Source organism: Phyllobacterium calauticae, from assembly GCF_019991125.1.
Lineage (GTDB): Bacteria > Pseudomonadota > Alphaproteobacteria > Rhizobiales > Rhizobiaceae > Phyllobacterium > Phyllobacterium calauticae.
In genome coordinates, this window is record NZ_JAGENB010000002.1 from 13,583 (window position 1) to 29,334 (window position 15,752).

At 61.6% G+C, this 15,752-nt stretch carries 14 protein-coding genes; 8 read left to right on the top strand and 6 right to left on the bottom strand.

The annotated features are described in order from the left end of the window. Position 1: 1 nt before the first annotated feature. The 3 genes from J1W56_RS06055 to J1W56_RS06065 form a co-directional block, all read right to left on the bottom strand. A complete protein-coding gene (locus J1W56_RS06055) occupies positions 2-616 on the bottom strand; it encodes a DUF1007 family protein (RefSeq protein ID WP_223613439.1) in 615 nt (204 codons plus the stop codon). Between the two features lie 112 nt (positions 617-728). After that, positions 729-1,628 carry a LysR family transcriptional regulator gene (locus tag J1W56_RS06060; protein WP_223612442.1) on the bottom strand — a complete coding sequence of 300 codons (900 nt, stop codon included), beginning with the start codon at positions 1,626-1,628 and terminating at the stop codon, positions 729-731. Between the two features lies 1 nt (position 1,629). Further along, positions 1,630-2,820 (bottom strand): amidase, encoded by a 1,191-nt coding sequence (locus tag J1W56_RS06065; protein WP_223612443.1) that lies wholly within the window; start codon positions 2,818-2,820, stop codon positions 1,630-1,632. Positions 2,821-3,361: 541 nt separating this feature from the next. Here J1W56_RS06065 and odc2 point away from each other — a divergent pair. After that, positions 3,362-4,495 carry an ornithine/lysine decarboxylase gene (gene odc2 / locus J1W56_RS06070; protein ID WP_105731891.1) on the top strand — a complete coding sequence of 378 codons (1,134 nt, stop codon included), beginning with the start codon at positions 3,362-3,364 and terminating at the stop codon, positions 4,493-4,495. A gap of 84 nt (positions 4,496-4,579) precedes the next feature. After that, positions 4,580-5,209 carry a GNAT family N-acetyltransferase gene (locus J1W56_RS06075; RefSeq protein ID WP_223613440.1) on the top strand — a complete coding sequence of 210 codons (630 nt, stop codon included), beginning with the start codon at positions 4,580-4,582 and terminating at the stop codon, positions 5,207-5,209. A 33-nt stretch (positions 5,210-5,242) separates the two neighbouring features. Here J1W56_RS06075 and J1W56_RS06080 read toward each other — a convergent pair whose 3' ends face one another. Then, complete coding sequence (locus J1W56_RS06080; RefSeq protein ID WP_223612444.1) at positions 5,243-5,851, bottom strand: alpha/beta hydrolase; 609 nt, start codon at positions 5,849-5,851, stop codon at positions 5,243-5,245. A gap of 425 nt (positions 5,852-6,276) precedes the next feature. On the opposite strand from J1W56_RS06080, the gene J1W56_RS06085 reads away from it, so the two are divergent. Both J1W56_RS06085 and J1W56_RS06090 read left to right on the top strand, forming a co-directional pair. Further along, entirely contained in the window at positions 6,277-6,840 is a 564-nt protein-coding gene (locus J1W56_RS06085) for an isochorismatase family protein (RefSeq protein WP_223612445.1), read from the top strand. Beyond that, entirely contained in the window at positions 6,837-7,835 is a 999-nt protein-coding gene (locus tag J1W56_RS06090; protein ID WP_223612446.1) for a GlxA family transcriptional regulator, read from the top strand. Before J1W56_RS06085 ends, J1W56_RS06090 begins: the two co-directional genes overlap by 4 nt. A 69-nt stretch (positions 7,836-7,904) precedes the next feature. On the opposite strand, the gene gndA is transcribed toward J1W56_RS06090, so the two are convergent. Both gndA and J1W56_RS06100 read right to left on the bottom strand, forming a co-directional pair. Next, complete coding sequence (gndA, locus tag J1W56_RS06095) at positions 7,905-9,323, bottom strand: NADP-dependent phosphogluconate dehydrogenase (protein WP_223612447.1); 1,419 nt, start codon at positions 9,321-9,323, stop codon at positions 7,905-7,907. 90 nt (positions 9,324-9,413) lie between these two features. After that, complete coding sequence (locus J1W56_RS06100) at positions 9,414-10,247, bottom strand: MurR/RpiR family transcriptional regulator (RefSeq protein ID WP_223612448.1); 834 nt, start codon at positions 10,245-10,247, stop codon at positions 9,414-9,416. A gap of 135 nt (positions 10,248-10,382) precedes the next feature. Between J1W56_RS06100 and J1W56_RS06105 the strand changes: the two genes are divergently transcribed. The 4 genes from J1W56_RS06105 (at position 10,383) to J1W56_RS06120 (ending at position 15,741) form a co-directional block, all read left to right on the top strand. Next, a complete protein-coding gene (locus tag J1W56_RS06105) occupies positions 10,383-11,186 on the top strand; it encodes an N-formylglutamate amidohydrolase (RefSeq protein ID WP_223612449.1) in 804 nt (267 codons plus the stop codon). A gap of 54 nt (positions 11,187-11,240) precedes the next feature. Further along, positions 11,241-12,821: an amino acid permease gene (locus J1W56_RS06110; RefSeq protein WP_223612450.1), complete on the top strand. Its 1,581-nt coding sequence runs from the start codon at positions 11,241-11,243 to the stop codon at positions 12,819-12,821. Positions 12,822-12,902: 81 nt separating this feature from the next. Further along, on the top strand, positions 12,903-14,273 hold the full coding sequence (locus J1W56_RS06115) for a glutamine synthetase family protein (protein ID WP_223612451.1): 1,371 nt from the start codon (positions 12,903-12,905) through the stop codon (positions 14,271-14,273). Between the two features lie 82 nt (positions 14,274-14,355). Continuing rightward, positions 14,356-15,741, top strand: a complete 1,386-nt coding sequence (locus J1W56_RS06120; protein WP_223612452.1) for an aldehyde dehydrogenase family protein — start codon at positions 14,356-14,358, stop codon at positions 15,739-15,741. The last annotated feature ends 11 nt before the right edge of the window (positions 15,742-15,752 follow it).

Consider the following 15,752-nt stretch of genomic DNA (forward strand, 5'->3'; position numbering starts at 1 on the left):
CTTATCCTTTTGCCGGGCAGTCGATTTCCAGCTTGGTCGCAAAGATTTTCGACATGTTGGTCCCGGATGGGTCGTTGAAGAAAGAATCGGTCAGCGTCGCCTGGTTGGCGGCAATCGCCTCGTCCGGATTGGGCCGTACCACTTTGGATTTGCAGTTGGCGGGCAGGCCGGTGACATGAATATCGCTGTCATTGACGTAGTCGATCGCGGTGTAGAACGTCGGATCATAGACGCCGAAACTGGTGACCTTGCCGAGCTTCAGCGGCTGCTTCGGCTTGCTCTCGAAGATGATCAACAGCTGGTTGTTCTGGAAATCCGCGATCAGATGCTCCGGCGGCGCCATGACGACCTTCTTGTTGTCGAGCGTCACGGTCTGGAAATAGTCGAATTCGGAAATCGACGCGTTGATCGTGTTTGCGAGGTCGGTCAGTTCCTTCTCGTCCAGCTTCAGGTCGCCATTCTTATCGAATTCGACGAGGACGGTGCTGGAAAAGAGATCGTCGAAACGCCAGACATGGCCGAGTTTCTGCACGGTTCCGTCGGGATTGATGGTGACATCGAGACGCGCTTCGGCGAAGACATGCGGGTGCACATACGCCGGTGAGGCGATCATCATGCCTGCTGCGAGGGTTGCGATGAAAATCGCGAATCTTTGGTGCATTATTCCGCCTGTAACATGAGCGCAAAGGACATTCCGAACGTGTCGAAATTGGGACGATATAACATATTCACGCCCTGCGGTTGTCCTTGAACCATTTTGCCAGATAGTCAACAAGCACGCGCACTTTCGCCGGGAGATAGCGGCGGTGCGGGTAAACCGCATAAATTCCGCCATCGCGCAGCGAAAATTCCTCGAGCACACTGACCAGCCTGCCGCTTTCGATATCCGGCCTGGCGATGAAATCCGGCATGGAGCCGAACCCCAGCCCGGCAAGCACGGCGCGGCGGGTGGACAGCGGGCTGTTGATTTCCATCTGCCCGGATACCTGAACCGAAATCGTCGGGCCGCTGTCGTTGAGAAACTGCCAATTGTTGCGCGAGCGGTTGTTGGTATCGATGATGCAGGGCAGGGACGCCAGCTGTTCGGGGCGGGTCGGACGCCCGACCCGCTCGATCAGATCGGGAGAGGCGCACAGCAGCGTGCCGAAGGGGGCGATGCGCTTGGCGATGAGCGAGGAATCCTGCAGCCGGGTGATGCGGATGGCAAGATCGAAACCCTCCTCGACCAGGTCGACGAACCGGTCATCGAGGCGCACGTCGAGAATGATATCCGGCTGCGCGATGCAGAAGTCGATCAGGCATTGGCCGATATCCGCATCGGCGAAGGTGCGCGGCGCCGATATCTTGATGCGGCCCTTGATGTCGCTGCTCGATTCACGCACCGTTTCCTGCAGGCTTTCCACCTCGCGCAGGATTTCGCTGGCGCGCTGGTAATAGGTGTGTCCGGCTTCGGTCAGCGAGAATTGCCGGGTGGTGCGGTTGAGCAGCAGCGCGCCGAGCTCGTCCTCCAGCTCCCGCACATATTTGGACAACAGCGCCTTGGAGCGGCCGATCTTCCGGGCTGCGGCCGAAAACCCTTCCGCCTCCACCACATCGATATAGGCCCGCATCCGGGTGAGTGTGTCCATGTCAGTGGTTTCCTTCCGCGGCGGACAGGATGGCGCTGCCAAGCCGGATGAGGGCGCTGTCGCTGCCCTTGGGGCCAAGCAAGGAAATGCCGAAGGGTGCGCCATGCACCGCGCCGAGCGGCAAGGTGATCTGCGGAAAGCCCGAAAGGACGGACAGGCAGAGCAGGTGCAGGGCGCGTTCCCGGTAGGTCTGCAGTTCGTCGAAGGGCGAGCTGACCATGGGCGCGGCACCCGGAACGGTCGGCAGGACCATGACGCCGTCATCCCCAAGCACATCGGCAAGTTCGCGGCGGAAGAGATCGCGCCGCCGGGTCTGTGCTTCATAGGTCTGCGCATCGATGGTCGCGCCATAGTCGAAGCGGTCCTTGACGCCGGGGCCAAGCTGGCGATCCCCTGCCGATATCCAGGCGCCATGGCTTGCCCAGGCCTCGAACCCCTGGATCTGCCGGAAGCACAGATAGAGATCGTCCATGGAGGCTGTGGACTGGCGGGCGGACTTGGCGTGGCCGAGATGGGCGGCGACATGCCGGTACATGGCGCGGAAGGCCGCATCCTCCGCCTCGCCGAGCAGGTAGTGTTCGAGCAGCGGGATGAACAGGGGGCGGTTGAGCTTGAAATTTTCCGCGTCCGGTCCGAGCAGGACCGCGCCGACTTTGCCGTAGAGGTCCCTGTCGCGGGCGAACCAGCCGAACGTGTCGAGCGAGGGAGCAAGCGGCATGGTGCCGGCAAGCGATATGCGGCCGTGGGTCGTGCGCAGGCCGATCAGTCCGCAGAAGCTCGCTGGGGCGCGGATCGAGCCGCCGGTATCCGATCCGGTGGCGATGTCGGCCAGCCCGCCGGCCACGGCCGAGGCGGAACCGGACGACGATCCGCCGGTTACCCGGTCCGGCGCCCTCGGGTTGACCGGAAAGGGGTAGTGGCTGTTCTGCCCCATCAGCGAAAACGCCAGCTCGTCAGTCTGCGTCTTGCCGATGAAACGGGCGCCGGAATCCAGCAGTTTCTGCACCGACGGCGCGGTAATACTTGCGGCTGATTCGTGATTTTTCGCCGGATTGCCGCATTGCGTCGGCAAACCGGCCACATCGAAGATATCCTTGACGGCGAGCGTACAGCCGCTCAGCGGGCCCTCCACGGATGGAAAGGCCTGAAAAGGCAGATTCAGCAGGGCATTCAGGGGCGAAATCGTGCTCATCGTTCAATGATTCTATGTGATTTGGCCCCCTTTGTTCAATGAATAAAAAAAATTCGCAGATGCGAGATTTGTCATTGATTGGACACAAGTTTGGACTTATATCGCCCTTGCCCAAAGTCGCACGTGCCCCATGGGTGTCCGCCGATCTTCATTATGGTGAAGAAACGGTATGGTACCTGGAACTAACCCCTCCAGTCAGTTTGACGGCCTACTGCCAGACTGAGGACATCTTGAAGCAACGACGGTGCGGGCCTTTCTGGTGTCTTTCGGCTGTCCATAAGCCGGAATTACTGAAGAGGCACACCTTCATTGCCGGTAGTGCGGATGGCATCATCCAAACCAAGGCAGACAAAGCGGATCAACGCTGGCTTAGCGTAGATCCATCGCCGCATGAACTTGTCCGTGTTTCCAGCATCTCCAAAGGCTGGCTTCGCGCGAGATGGATTCACGCACTTTGTCCTGGCGGTCATACGGGGGAGAAACCCCTGCGATCGCGACTTGTTGAGGCGGCCGGAAGTGCCGCCACGATTGGAGACCCAAGATGGCTACACAGCGCATTCTCGATTTCATCAATACCCGACGCCCGAATGGCCCTTGCATGGTGCTCGACCTCGAAGTCGTGCGCGAAAATTTCCATAATTTCGAGATGGCCTTGCCGGACTCGAAGATTTTCTATGCCGTGAAAGCCAACCCTGCGCCGGAAATCCTGCGCCTGCTGGCTTCGCTTGGCTCGAACTTCGACACCGCGTCGGTTGCCGAAGTCGAAATGGCGCTCGATGCCGGTGCATCGGCTGACCGCATTTCCTTCGGCAACACCATCAAGAAGGAGCGAGACATTGCCCGCGCCTTCGAACTCGGCATCCGCCTGTTCGCCGTCGACTGCGTCGAAGAAGTCGAAAAGGTCGCCCGTGCCGCTCCCGGCGCCCGGGTGTTCTGCCGTGTCCTGACCGATGGTGCCGGCGCCGAATGGCCGCTGTCGCGCAAGTTCGGCTGCGTGCCGGCCATGGCTGTCGACGTGCTGCGCGCGGCGCAGAAGCTCGGCCTCGAATCCTACGGTGTGTCGTTCCATGTCGGTTCGCAGCAGACGGACTTGGCTGCCTGGGACCGTGCCCTGGGCGATGCCAAGCAGGTTTTCGACGCGCTGGCCAAGGAAGGCATCACGCTGAAGATGGTCAATATGGGCGGCGGTTTCCCGACCCGTTACCTCAAGGATGTGCCGACCGCACAGGCCTATGGCCAGGCGATCTTCCAGTCGCTGAGCAAGCATTTCGGCAACCGCCTGCCCGAGACCATCATTGAACCCGGCCGCGGCATGGTCGGCAATGCCGGTGTCATCAAGGCGGAAGTCGTGCTGGTTTCCAAGAAGGCCGATAACGACAATGTCCGCTGGGTCTATCTCGACATCGGCAAGTTCGGCGGCCTGGCAGAGACCATGGACGAAGCCATTCGCTACCAGATCACCACCCCGCGGGATGGCGATCGCAGCGAACCCTGCGTGCTGGCCGGTCCGACCTGCGATTCCGCCGACGTGATGTACGAAAAGAACCCCTATCCGCTCCCCATTTCGCTGACCATCGGCGATGAGGTGCTGATCGAGGGAACAGGCGCCTACACCACGACCTATTCCGCGGTGGCCTTCAACGGCTTCGAACCACTCCGATCATACGTCATCTAAACCGGCTTCAAGCCCGGTTGAAACGTTCTGCCCGGCAACGCGCCGGGCAGCGGTGACACGCACATGACACGATTGGTCGAGACAATGGACGCAGCAGAAAACATCGAACAGAACCTGGTACCCGACGGCCTGTATTTCGCCGGCGCGGGTGCCTATGCCATCGTCAACGAACTGCCGCAGGACGAGAAGGCCCGCGAAGATTTGCTCGACCGCGCCATGGGCGAGGGCCGCCGCCGCAAGTCGTCGGAAAAGCTGCGCCGCGGCCGCCTGCCGTCGGAAGGCCTTGCCTTTTCCGCACGCGGCGCGGGCGGTGCGCTGCTCGGCACGGTCCGGCTCTGGGACATCCAGGCCGGCCATGACGCGGCGGGCAAGGGCGTGCGCGCGCTGCTGCTCGGACCGCTTGCCGTGGATCCCGCATCGAAGGATCTCGGCATCGGTTCGGCGCTGATGCGCCATGCGATCAAGGAAGCCACCCGGCTCGGCCACGGCGCCATCATCCTGGTCGGCGATCCCGAATATTACGAACGCTTCGGTTTCACCGGCGCGAAGACGGCAGGGCTTGCCATGCCGGGTCCGGTCGAACGCCGCCGCTTCCTCGCGCTTGAATTGAAGCCGGGGCATCTGGATGGCGCCAAGGGCCTGCTGACGCCGAAAGGCCGCCGCTCGTCGCGGGCGATGCGGATCATTCCCGTGTCGCTGCGGTTCTCCGCCTGAATGGAAAAGCCGGCCCTTTGGCCGGCTTTTTGTTTAGCGGGCGAGGAATTCCTGGATCGCGCCAATCTCGCTCTGCTGGATTTCATGTCCGCCGGGATGCCAGGCGATGGTCACGTCGGTTCCCTGTGCGGCGAGATAATCCGCCAGCGCCTGCGTGCGGTCGGGCGGGCAGATCGGGTCACGCTGCCCGGCGGTAACAAGCACGCGCTTTCCCGCCAGTTTCGGCTGCGGCGCCGGTGTCCACGGAATCAGCGGATGCATCAGGACGGCCGCGTCAAACAGCTCTGGTTGCTCCAGCATGACCGAGGCAAGAATGTTGGCGCCGTTCGAATAGCCAAGACCGACAACGTCGGATGGATTGGCAGCGTCCTTATGGGCTTTGACAAAATCCGCCATGGTCCGTGTCCGCACGGCGAGATCGTCCATGTCGTAGACGCCCTCGGCGGTGCGGCGGAAAAAGCGCGCGGCACCATGTTCCGAGACATCGCCGCGCGGCGAGACGATACCGGCTGACGGGATCAGGCGGCGGGCGAAATCGAAGAACTGGTTCTCGTCGCCGCCCGTTCCATGAAAGACGAAGAACAGGGGGCTGTTCGAGGTTTGCGCCGCATGGATGCGGTGCTGATAGGAATGCGTCGACATATCCGTCCCTTCCGCCCGGTGCTTTTGCACTGGGCCATGGATTGCACTGTGTTGCCTCACATATGGAATGCCGGATGCCATCGCGGAAGCTGCCCGCCGCTTGATGGATTGTCTCCGTGGCGGAGACAGTGAGCGCGCATGGTTCTTTAATCTTTGACAACGCTCGCAATGGAGTTGGTGCGTGGTTCGACAAGCTCACCATGAGGGAGGGAGTTGGCTGCAAGGCCAATTCTGCAATGTTGCAGAATACAGTTCCCTGCAATCCTCCACTTCCCTCATGGTGAGCTTGTCGAACCACGCACCATATGGAAGTGCAAGGAATGCGATCGATGTCCTTTTTTGTCCGCTTCTCGTCCGCTGCATGCGTATCTGCCGATTGCATCGCGTTGTACTGTTGGGATATCAACACACAGGAGATGCCAGAAATGTCCGCAGATACCGCTCTTATCGTCATCGACGTGCAGGAATCGTTCCGCCAGCGCGCCTACTGGAACGAAGCCGAAGCACAGGCTTTCATTGCCAATATCCAGCGGCTGATCGATGGCGCCAAGGCTGCCGGCCTTCCGGTCATCCAGATTTTCCATGTCGACGGCGATGGCCCGTTTGCACTGGACTCCGGCTTCATCAAGCCGCTGGCGCCGGTTTCGCTCGAAGCCGATGTCGTGTTCCACAAGGCCCGGCACAGTGCGCTTGTCGGCAGCGGGCTCGATATCTGGCTGACCGAGAACGGTATCCGCAAGCTGCTGGTGTCGGGTATCCGCACCGAACAGTGCTGCGAGACCACCACGCGCCATGCCTCGGATCTCGGCTATACCGTCGATTACGTCTCCGAGGCGACGCTGACCTTCGCCATGACCAATGCCGCCGGGCGCACCTTCAGTGCCGACGAGATCCGTGCCCGCACCGATCTGGTGCTGGCCGGGCGCTTTGCCCGGATCGTGACGGTCGACGAGGCGTTGAACGGGGCGGGGCAGGCGCTGGCTGCATGAAGCCCGAGCAATCCCGTCATATCGATGTTCTGGTGGTGGTGCCCGCAAGGGCGCTGCTGCTGGACATTGCCGGACCGGTGGAGGTGCTGCGCAAGGCCAATCTGGAACAGAGCGCGGTGCATTTCGACGTGCGCTATGTCGGCCCGCTGGCCAATGTCACCACGTCCATCGGCTTGACCATCAGCGGCATCGAGCCGTTGCCCGACCATGTGCCGGATGATGCGATGATCATGCTGGCGGGCGATACCACGACGCTGCTGGACACGGCGGCGAGCAGCGGGGCGGAGGCGCATGGACACCGCGATGGGGACATTGTCGCCTGGCTGAACGCGCATGTGGGGGAAACCCAGACGCTGGTGACGATCTGCTCCGGCGCCTTGCTGGCGGCGCGTGCCGGCCTGTTCGATGACCGCATCTGTACCACGCACTTTGCTTCGGTTGACGAGCTGCGCGCGCTGGTGCCGACGGCGCGGGTGCTGGACAACCGGCTCTATGTCGAGGACGGCAACCGTTACTCGAGTGCGGGGATCACGGCGGGTATCGACCTGATGCTGCATCTGGTCAGCGAGATGGCCGGTCCGGCCTGCGCGGTGGCTGTCGCGCGCTATCTGGTGGTCTATCTCCGGCGCAGCGGCAGCGATCCGCAATGGTCGCCATGGCTGGACGGACGCAACCACATCCACCCGGCGATCCACCGGGTGCAGGACCGGCTCGCCGCCGACCCGGCGCAACACTGGACGCTGGAAAGCCTGGCGGATATCGCCGCAACCAGCCCGCGGCACCTGTCGCGGCTGTTCAACGAACATGCCGGCATGAGCATTCCCGATTATCTCAACCGCCTGCGGGTGGCGCTGGCGCAGGAAATCCTCAGCCATACGCGGCTGGATATGGAGGGGGTGGCGGAGCGCACGGGTTTTGCCTCGGCGCGGCAGTTGCGCCGGGCCTGGGGCCGCATTCACGCCACCCCGCCGAGCGGAGCGCGGGGAACGCCGTGATCAACCCAAAAAAGAAACCGCCCCGTTGGCGGAGGCGGTTTCAGGCAATCATTTTAGCGCTTGATATTGTCAGCCGACATCCGACCACGGGCCGTGGAAATCGCCTTCTTTGTCCACGCGCTTGAAGCCGTGCGCGCCGAAGAAGTCCCGCTGCGCCTGGATGAGATTGGCCGTGCCGCGCGCCTGCCGGTAGCCATCGAAATAGCCGAGAGCGGCAGCAAGCGCCGGGGTCGGCAGACCGGCCACGGCCGCCTTGGCAACCACATCGCGCAACGCCGTCGATGCTGTCTTCATGCGTTCGACGAAGGATGGCGCCAGCAGCAGATTGTCCTGGCCGCCACCGGCGAAAGCCGAGGCGATCTCGTCGAGAAATTGCGAACGGATGATGCAGCCGGCGCGCCAGATTTTCGCCGTGGTGTCGAGCGGGATGTTCCAGCCATGCTCGGCCGAAGCACCTGACATGACGGCAAAGCCTTGCGCATAGGCGGCAATCTTGCCGGCCAGCAGGCCCTGTTCGAGTGCGTCGATGAAGGACTGGTCCGTGCCCGCAAGCTTGGGCGTACCGAGCGAGGCATAGGCCTTGGCCGCCTTGGCGCGTTCGCCGCGCAGCGCGGATATCGAGCGCGCGGCAACCGCCGCTTCAATGCCGGTTGCGGGGATGCCGAGCATCTGCGCCTCGATGGCAGCCCAGCGGCCGGTGCCCTTCTGGCCCGCGCTGTCGACGATGATCTCGACGGCCGGCTTGCCGGTTTCCGTGTCGGTGGCGGCGAGCACCTTGGCGGTGATTTCGATCAGGTAGGAATTCAGCGGGCCCTTGTTCCACTTGTCGAAAATTTTGCCGATTTCAACCGGCGACAGCCCGAGACCATCGCGCAGGATGCCGTAGATTTCGGCGATCATCTGCATGTCGGCATATTCGATGCCGTTGTGAATCGTCTTGACGAAGTGACCGGCGCCATCGGGGCCGAGCAGCGCGGCGCAGGATTCGCCCTCATACTTCGCCGAAATGGCTGTCAGGACCGGTTCGATGCGCGCATAGGATTCGGGCGTGCCGCCGACCATGATCGACGGGCCATGCCGTGCGCCTTCTTCACCACCGGAAACGCCCATGCCGACGAAGGTCGGATCGTTGGCGCCGAGTTCCTTCAGGCGGCGGACCGTATCGTGGAAGTTGGCATTGCCCGCATCGATGATGATGTCTTCCTTGGCAAGGAAGGGCTTCAGCGCCGCAATCTGCTCATCGACGGCGTCGCCTGCCTTCACCATCAGGATGATCGGGCGGGGTGCGCGGATGTTTTTGGCCAGGTCTTCCAGCGTTTCGCAGGGAATGATCTTGTCTTTGAGGGTGCCCGCTTCCTGATGGAAGGCGTGGGTCTTCTCCACCGTCCTGTTGTACACCGCGACGCGATAACCGTTTTCGGCAATATTGAGCGCGAGATTGGCACCCATGACGCCAAGGCCGATCAATCCAATGTCAGCTTGCTGCATGATTATGTCCTTGCTTTATTCGATTCGAACGCAGGCCCAGAGCCCGGGTGAGCATTTGTATATCAATGTGCCTGCCGGGCAATGACAATCTCAGCCATCGCGCAACTGTTCCATGTCGCGGATGCGTTCGGCGCTGCTGTTCTGCAGCTTGTGCGTCACCCCGGCGATCAGGGTTTCCGCCATCAGGAAAAGCGTGGTGGAGGAGTCCCAGGGCGAGGGGACGGCCGTGCGCCCGGCGATGACATGGCGGGCGAAGCGGGCGATGGGGGACAGCCACTGGTCGGTGATCAGCACGATCTCGACACCGCGCGCCTGCGCCTTCTCGGCGAAGCGGATGAGGCTGTCCTGATAACGGCGGATATCGAAGATGACGAGGACATCCTTCCTGCCCATGTCGATCAGCTGGTCGCGCCAGTTGCTTTCCTGGCCGGTGAGATGGGTGACGCCGGAACGGATGATCTTCAGGTGCGCCGCCATGTAGATGGCGATCGGATCGGTGAAGCGGCCGCCGAGCAGATAGACATGGGTGCGGGTGCGGCTGAGCGCCTCCGTCGCATCGTCCAGCTGCTGCGTCGAGAGATGGTGAAACGTTTCACGGATGTTCTCGATGGCCGCTTCCATCAGGGGGTAAGCGGCGCTGCCCTTGGATGACTGAATGATTGTCGCGCGGTTGAGCGGCGACTGGATCTGGGCTGCCAGCTCCTGCTGCAGGGCCTGCTGGAACTCCGGATAGCCCTGAAAGCCGAGACGCGAGACGAAACGCAGGATCGTCGGCGAACTGACCCCCGCCTGCGCCGAAAACTCCGCCACCGTACGCAGGCCGATCAGCGGGTAGTTGGCGATGAGGGTCTGCGCGGCCTTGCGTTCTGACGTCGACATGGCATCGATTTTTTCGCTGATCAGTTCGGAAATGCTTGTTCCCATCAAACTTCTTTCGGTCAAAGTCAAGAAACGCAATTTTCGCATTTGACAATTTTGTGACTTGTGTATCAAATCATACGTGAGTGGAAATAAAAATACAAAATGTAATACAAAGTACAAATTGCCGAAGAGGGCAAAATGGGATTATCGCAGGCCACGCACAGTGTCTGGGAGCCGGTCCGGGTATCCAACCCCGATGGTGGCTCGCCGTTTGTCATTCTCTGCGATCACGCTTCCAACCACATTCCCGCGCCCTATGGCCGTCTCGGCCTCGAGCCGGACGATCTGCAAAAGCATATCGCCTGGGACCCAGGCGCGCTGGGGGTCAGCCAGGGGATGGCAGCGCTGCTGGATGCGCCGCTGGTTGAATCCTGTGTCTCGCGGCTGATCATCGATTGCAACCGGCCGCTCGATGCGCCCGATCTCATCCCGGCCACGAGCGAATTGACCACGGTGCCCGCCAATACGGCGCTCGATGCTGCGGAAAGGCAGCGGCGCATCGCGCTGTCGCATCAGCCCTATCATGCGGCCATCGAAGAACTGGCACGGGACCGCGCGCGCAAGGGCTTTCCGGCACCGGTCTATGTGGCGGTGCATTCGTTCACGCCGGTCTATCGCGGGGTCGAGCGGCCCTGGCACATCGGCATCATCCATGATGATTACGATCAGGTTGCCGCACCGCTGATTGCGGGCCTGCAGGCGCTCGATCAATACTGCGTCGGCATCAATGAGCCCTATTCGCCCGCCGACCGGGTCTATTACACGCTTGAACGCCATGCGTCGGCGCAAGGGCTTGCCGCGGTGATGATCGAGATCCGCAACGATCTCATCACCACACCCAAAGAAGAAAAAGCATGGGCCGGGACCCTCTCGGCCATTTTGAAGGAAATTGCCCAGGGGCCGCTTTCCACAACCAGGAAGGCTGCAAACAGGATCGCATAAGGATTGGTATCTGACGTTAGAAATTTCTCAAAAATAACGGGGAACGTGAGTACGATGACACACCAAGATTATACCGACGTGGATAAATCGGAGGACATCAAAGTTCTCCACGGCATGGGCTATGCCCAGGAACTGGAACGGCGCATGAGCCGTTTCTCCAACTTCGCCATCTCGTTTTCGATCATCTGCATCCTGTCCGGCGGCATCAATTCGCTGGGGCAGGCGACGGCGGGTGCCGGCGGGGCCGCCATCGGCATCGGCTGGCCGCTCGGCTGCCTGGTCTCGGCGGTCTTCGCCATCGCCATGGCGCAGATCAGCTCGGCTTACCCGACCGCAGGCGGCCTCTATCACTGGGGTTCGATCCTCGGCAATCGCGGCACCGGCTGGCTGACAGCCTGGTTCAACCTGCTCGGGCTGATCACCGTGCTCGGCGCGATCAATGTCGGCACCTATTATTTCTTCATCGGCGCCTTCGGCACCTATCTCGGGATCACGGATTCCATCACGGTGCAGATCATCTTCCTGATCGTCCTGACCGGCATCCAGGCCCTGGTCAACCATATGGGCATCGGCCTCACCGCCAAGCTGACCGACTTTTCCGGCTATCTGATTTTCGCCACGGCGATTGCCCTGTCGGTGGTCTGCCTCGCTTCGGCCAAGTCGTTCGAATTCAGCCGCCTGTTCACCTTCGCCAACTATTCCGGCATGCCGACGCCGGCAGCGGATGGATCGATGACCGGCAGCCCCGTCTGGCCCACGAGCTCGAGCCTGTGGGTGTTCCTGCTCGGCCTGCTGCTGCCGATCTACACGATCACCGGTTATGACGCATCCGCCCATACATCCGAAGAAACCGTCAAGGCGGCGCATTCCGTGCCGCGCGGCATGGTTTCGTCGGTGCTCTGGTCGGCCGTCTTCGGCTATATCATGCTGTGCTCGTTCGTGCTGATGCTGCCAAGCATGGATGCGGCGGCGGCACAGGGCTGGAACGTGTTCTTCTGGGCGATGGGCGAACAGGTCAATCCTGTCGTCAAGAACATTCTCTACTTCCTGATCTTCATCAGCCAGTTCCTCTGCGGCCTGGCGACGGTAACCTCGGTCTCGCGCATGATTTTCGCCTTCGCCCGCGACAAGGGCCTGCCGGGATCGAGCCTGTTGTCGAAGGTCAGCCCGCAATACCGCACGCCTGTCGCCGCCATCTGGACCGGCGCCACGCTGGCGGTGCTGTTCGTCTGGGGGTCGAACATGGTGTCCATCGGTGACACGCCGGTCTATTCGGTGGTCGTTTCCTGCACGGTCATCTTCCTGTTCTTCTCCTTCGCCATTCCGATCGCGCTGGGCTTTTTCGCCTGGGGTACGCCGAAATGGAACAAGATGGGACCATGGAACCTGGGTGAAGGCATGTTCAAGCTGTTCGCCATCCTGTCGATCCTTGCCATGGCGCTGATCTTCGTCATCGGTATCCAGCCGCCGAATGAATGGGCTCTCTACATCACCGTCGGCTTCCTGGTGGTAACGGCTGTTGTCTGGTTCGGCTTCGAACGCCGCCGTTTCCAGGGCCCGCCCATCGGCGATGCCGTGGCCAAGCGTGCCGCCGAGATCGCTGCTGCTGAAAAGGCCGTCGGCGAACGCGGCTGATTGCAAAACGGGGGCGGCGGGCTCGGGCCGGCCGCCCTGTCTTTTGACCCAATCCAAATTCTGTTTGAGGATAGACAAGAAATGCCCGGACATTGGAGTTTCGACGAATTAAAGCGCCATGTAACCAATGGCGAAATTGACACGGTGCTGGCCTGCTTCGTCGACATGCAGGGCCGCCTGATCGGCAAGCGCTTTCATGCCAGCTTCTTCGTCGACTCCGCCCATGACGAGACGCACGGCTGCAACTATCTCTTGGCCAACGACATCGACATGGAGCCGGTGCCCGGCTACAAGGCGGCCAGCTGGAAACAGGGCTATGGCGATTTCGTCATCAAGCCCGACCTTTCCACCATCCGCCATATTCCGTGGCTGGAAAAATGCGCGCTGGTCCTGTGCGATATTCTCGACCATCACCATCACGAGGATCTCGCCCATTCGCCGCGCGCCATCCTGAAGCGCCAGCTGGCGCGGCTGAAGGAGCGGGGCTATCTCGCCTACTTCGCCTCGGAGCTGGAATTCTACCTGTTCGACGAGACCTATGAGAGTGCGCGTGCCAAGCACTGGAAGGGCATGACCACCGCATCGCCCTACATCCAGGACTACGTGATCCAGATGACCACCAAGGAAGACGCCGTCATGCGCGCCATCCGCAACGGTCTGTTCGATGCGGGCATTCCCGTCGAAAACTCCAAGGGCGAATGGGGGCCGGGCCAGGAAGAAATCAATGTGCGCTATGCCGAAGCGCTGGAGATGGCCGACCGGCATGTGATCATGAAGAACGGCTGCAAGGAAATCGCCACCCAGATGGGCAAGGCGATCACCTTCATGGCGAAATATGATTATGCGCTGGCGGGCAGTTCCAGCCACGTGCACAACTCGCTGTGGAGCGCCGATGGCAAGACACCGCTGTTCTATGACAAGAACGCCGAACACACCATGTCACCGCTGATGCGGCAGTGGGTGGCCGGGCAGCTGAAATATGCCGACGACTTCACCTTCTTCCTTGCGCCCTACATCAACTCCTACAAGCGCTTCCAGGCGGGCACCTTTGCGCCGACGAAGAACGTCTGGAGCCTCGACAACCGGACGGCGGGCTTCCGCCTGTGCGGCGAAGGCACCAAGGGCATCCGCATCGAATGCCGCATTGGCGGGGCTGATCTCAATCCCTATCTCGCCTTTGCCGGTCTGATCGCGTCGGGCCTGGCAGGCATCGATGAGAAGCTGGAACTCGACAAGCCGTTCCAGGGCGATGCCTATGGCGGGGCGCGGTTGCGGGAAATCCCCAAGACCCTGCGCGAGGCGACCGAAACGCTGGCGAAGTCGAAGATGCTGAAGACGGCGCTCGGCGACGAGGTGGTGGAGCATTATGTGCACACCGCCAAGTGGGAGCAGTTCGAATATGACCGCCGCGTCACCGATTGGGAGTTGCATCGCGGTTTCGAACGGTATTGAAGATCACGGCAAAGGCCTGTCCCGCGGCATGCGTCCGCGGGGCGGGGCCAGCTTTTGGAAAACACAGGCTAGAGGTTTACCCATGACCGAGACGGTCAAACTGATCACCCCCATCGACGGCTCCGTCTACGCGGAGCGTCCCGTTGCAACGGACAAGGCCATCGACGCGGCCGTGGAAGCGGCAAGGCAGGCGCAGGCCGGCTGGTCGCAGACCAGCATTGCCGAACGCGGCCGGCTTTGCCTTGCGGCACTGGATGCCTTGCTTGGCATGAACGACGAGATCGTGCCGGAGATCGCCTGGCAGATGGGCCGCCCGGTGCGCTATGGCGGCGAAAAGGGCGGCGTGGAGGAGCGCACCCGCTACATGGTCGGGATTGCCGAACGGGCGCTTGCGCCGGTCATCGAAAACGACAAGCCCGGCTTCCGCCGCTACATCAAGCACGTGCCGCTGGGTGTCGTCATGGTCATTGCGCCGTGGAATTATCCGTATCTGACCGCCGTCAACACGATCATCCCGGCGCTGATGGCTGGTAATACCGTCATTCTCAAACATGCGGCGCAGACGCTGCTGGTCGGCGAGCGCTTTGCCCAGGCTTTTGCTGCGGCCGGACTGCCGAAGGGCGTTTTCCAGAACATCGTGCTGAACCATGCCCAGACCGAAAAACTGCTGGGGTCGGGCCGGATCGACCATGTCAATTTCACCGGCTCGGTCGGCGGCGGCCGCGCCATCGAAAAGGCGGCAGCGGGCACCTTCATGTCGCTCGGGCTTGAACTCGGCGGCAAGGACCCGGCCTATGTACTGCCGGACGTCAATCTCGACCATGCGGTGGCCAATCTGGTCGACGGCGCCTTCTTCAACTCCGGCCAGTGCTGCTGCGGCATCGAGCGCATCTATGTGCATGCGGATGTCTATGACCGTTTCGTCGACGGCTTTGTCGACCTGACCAAGCAGTATGTGGTCGGCAATCCGCTCGACGCGGCAACGACGATGGGGCCGATGGCGCAGACGCGCTTTGCCGAACTCATCCGTGAACAGAAGGCGGAAGCCCTGCGCAAGGGCGCCAAGGCGCATGTCAATATGCGCGTTGCCAATGACGCGGCCGGGTCGCCGTACCTCGCGCCCGAAGTGCTGACCGGCGTCGACCACCAGATGAGCGTCATGCGCGAGGAAAGCTTTGGCCCCATTGTCGGCATCATGAAGGTGCGCAATGACGAGGAAGCACTGGCGCTGATGAACGACAGCCAGTATGGCCTGACGGCGTCGCTGTGGACCACCGATACGGACCGCGCCGCCGCCATCGGCGAGCGGATCGAAACCGGTACGGTGTTCATGAACCGCTGCGATTATATCGATCCGGCGCTGGTGTGGACCGGCGTCAAGGAAACCGGCAGAGGCGCCGCCATGTCGGCCATCGGCTACGGCAACCTGACCCGCCCCAAATCCTTCCACCTGCGTGAAGCGATCTGATTTTCTGAAAG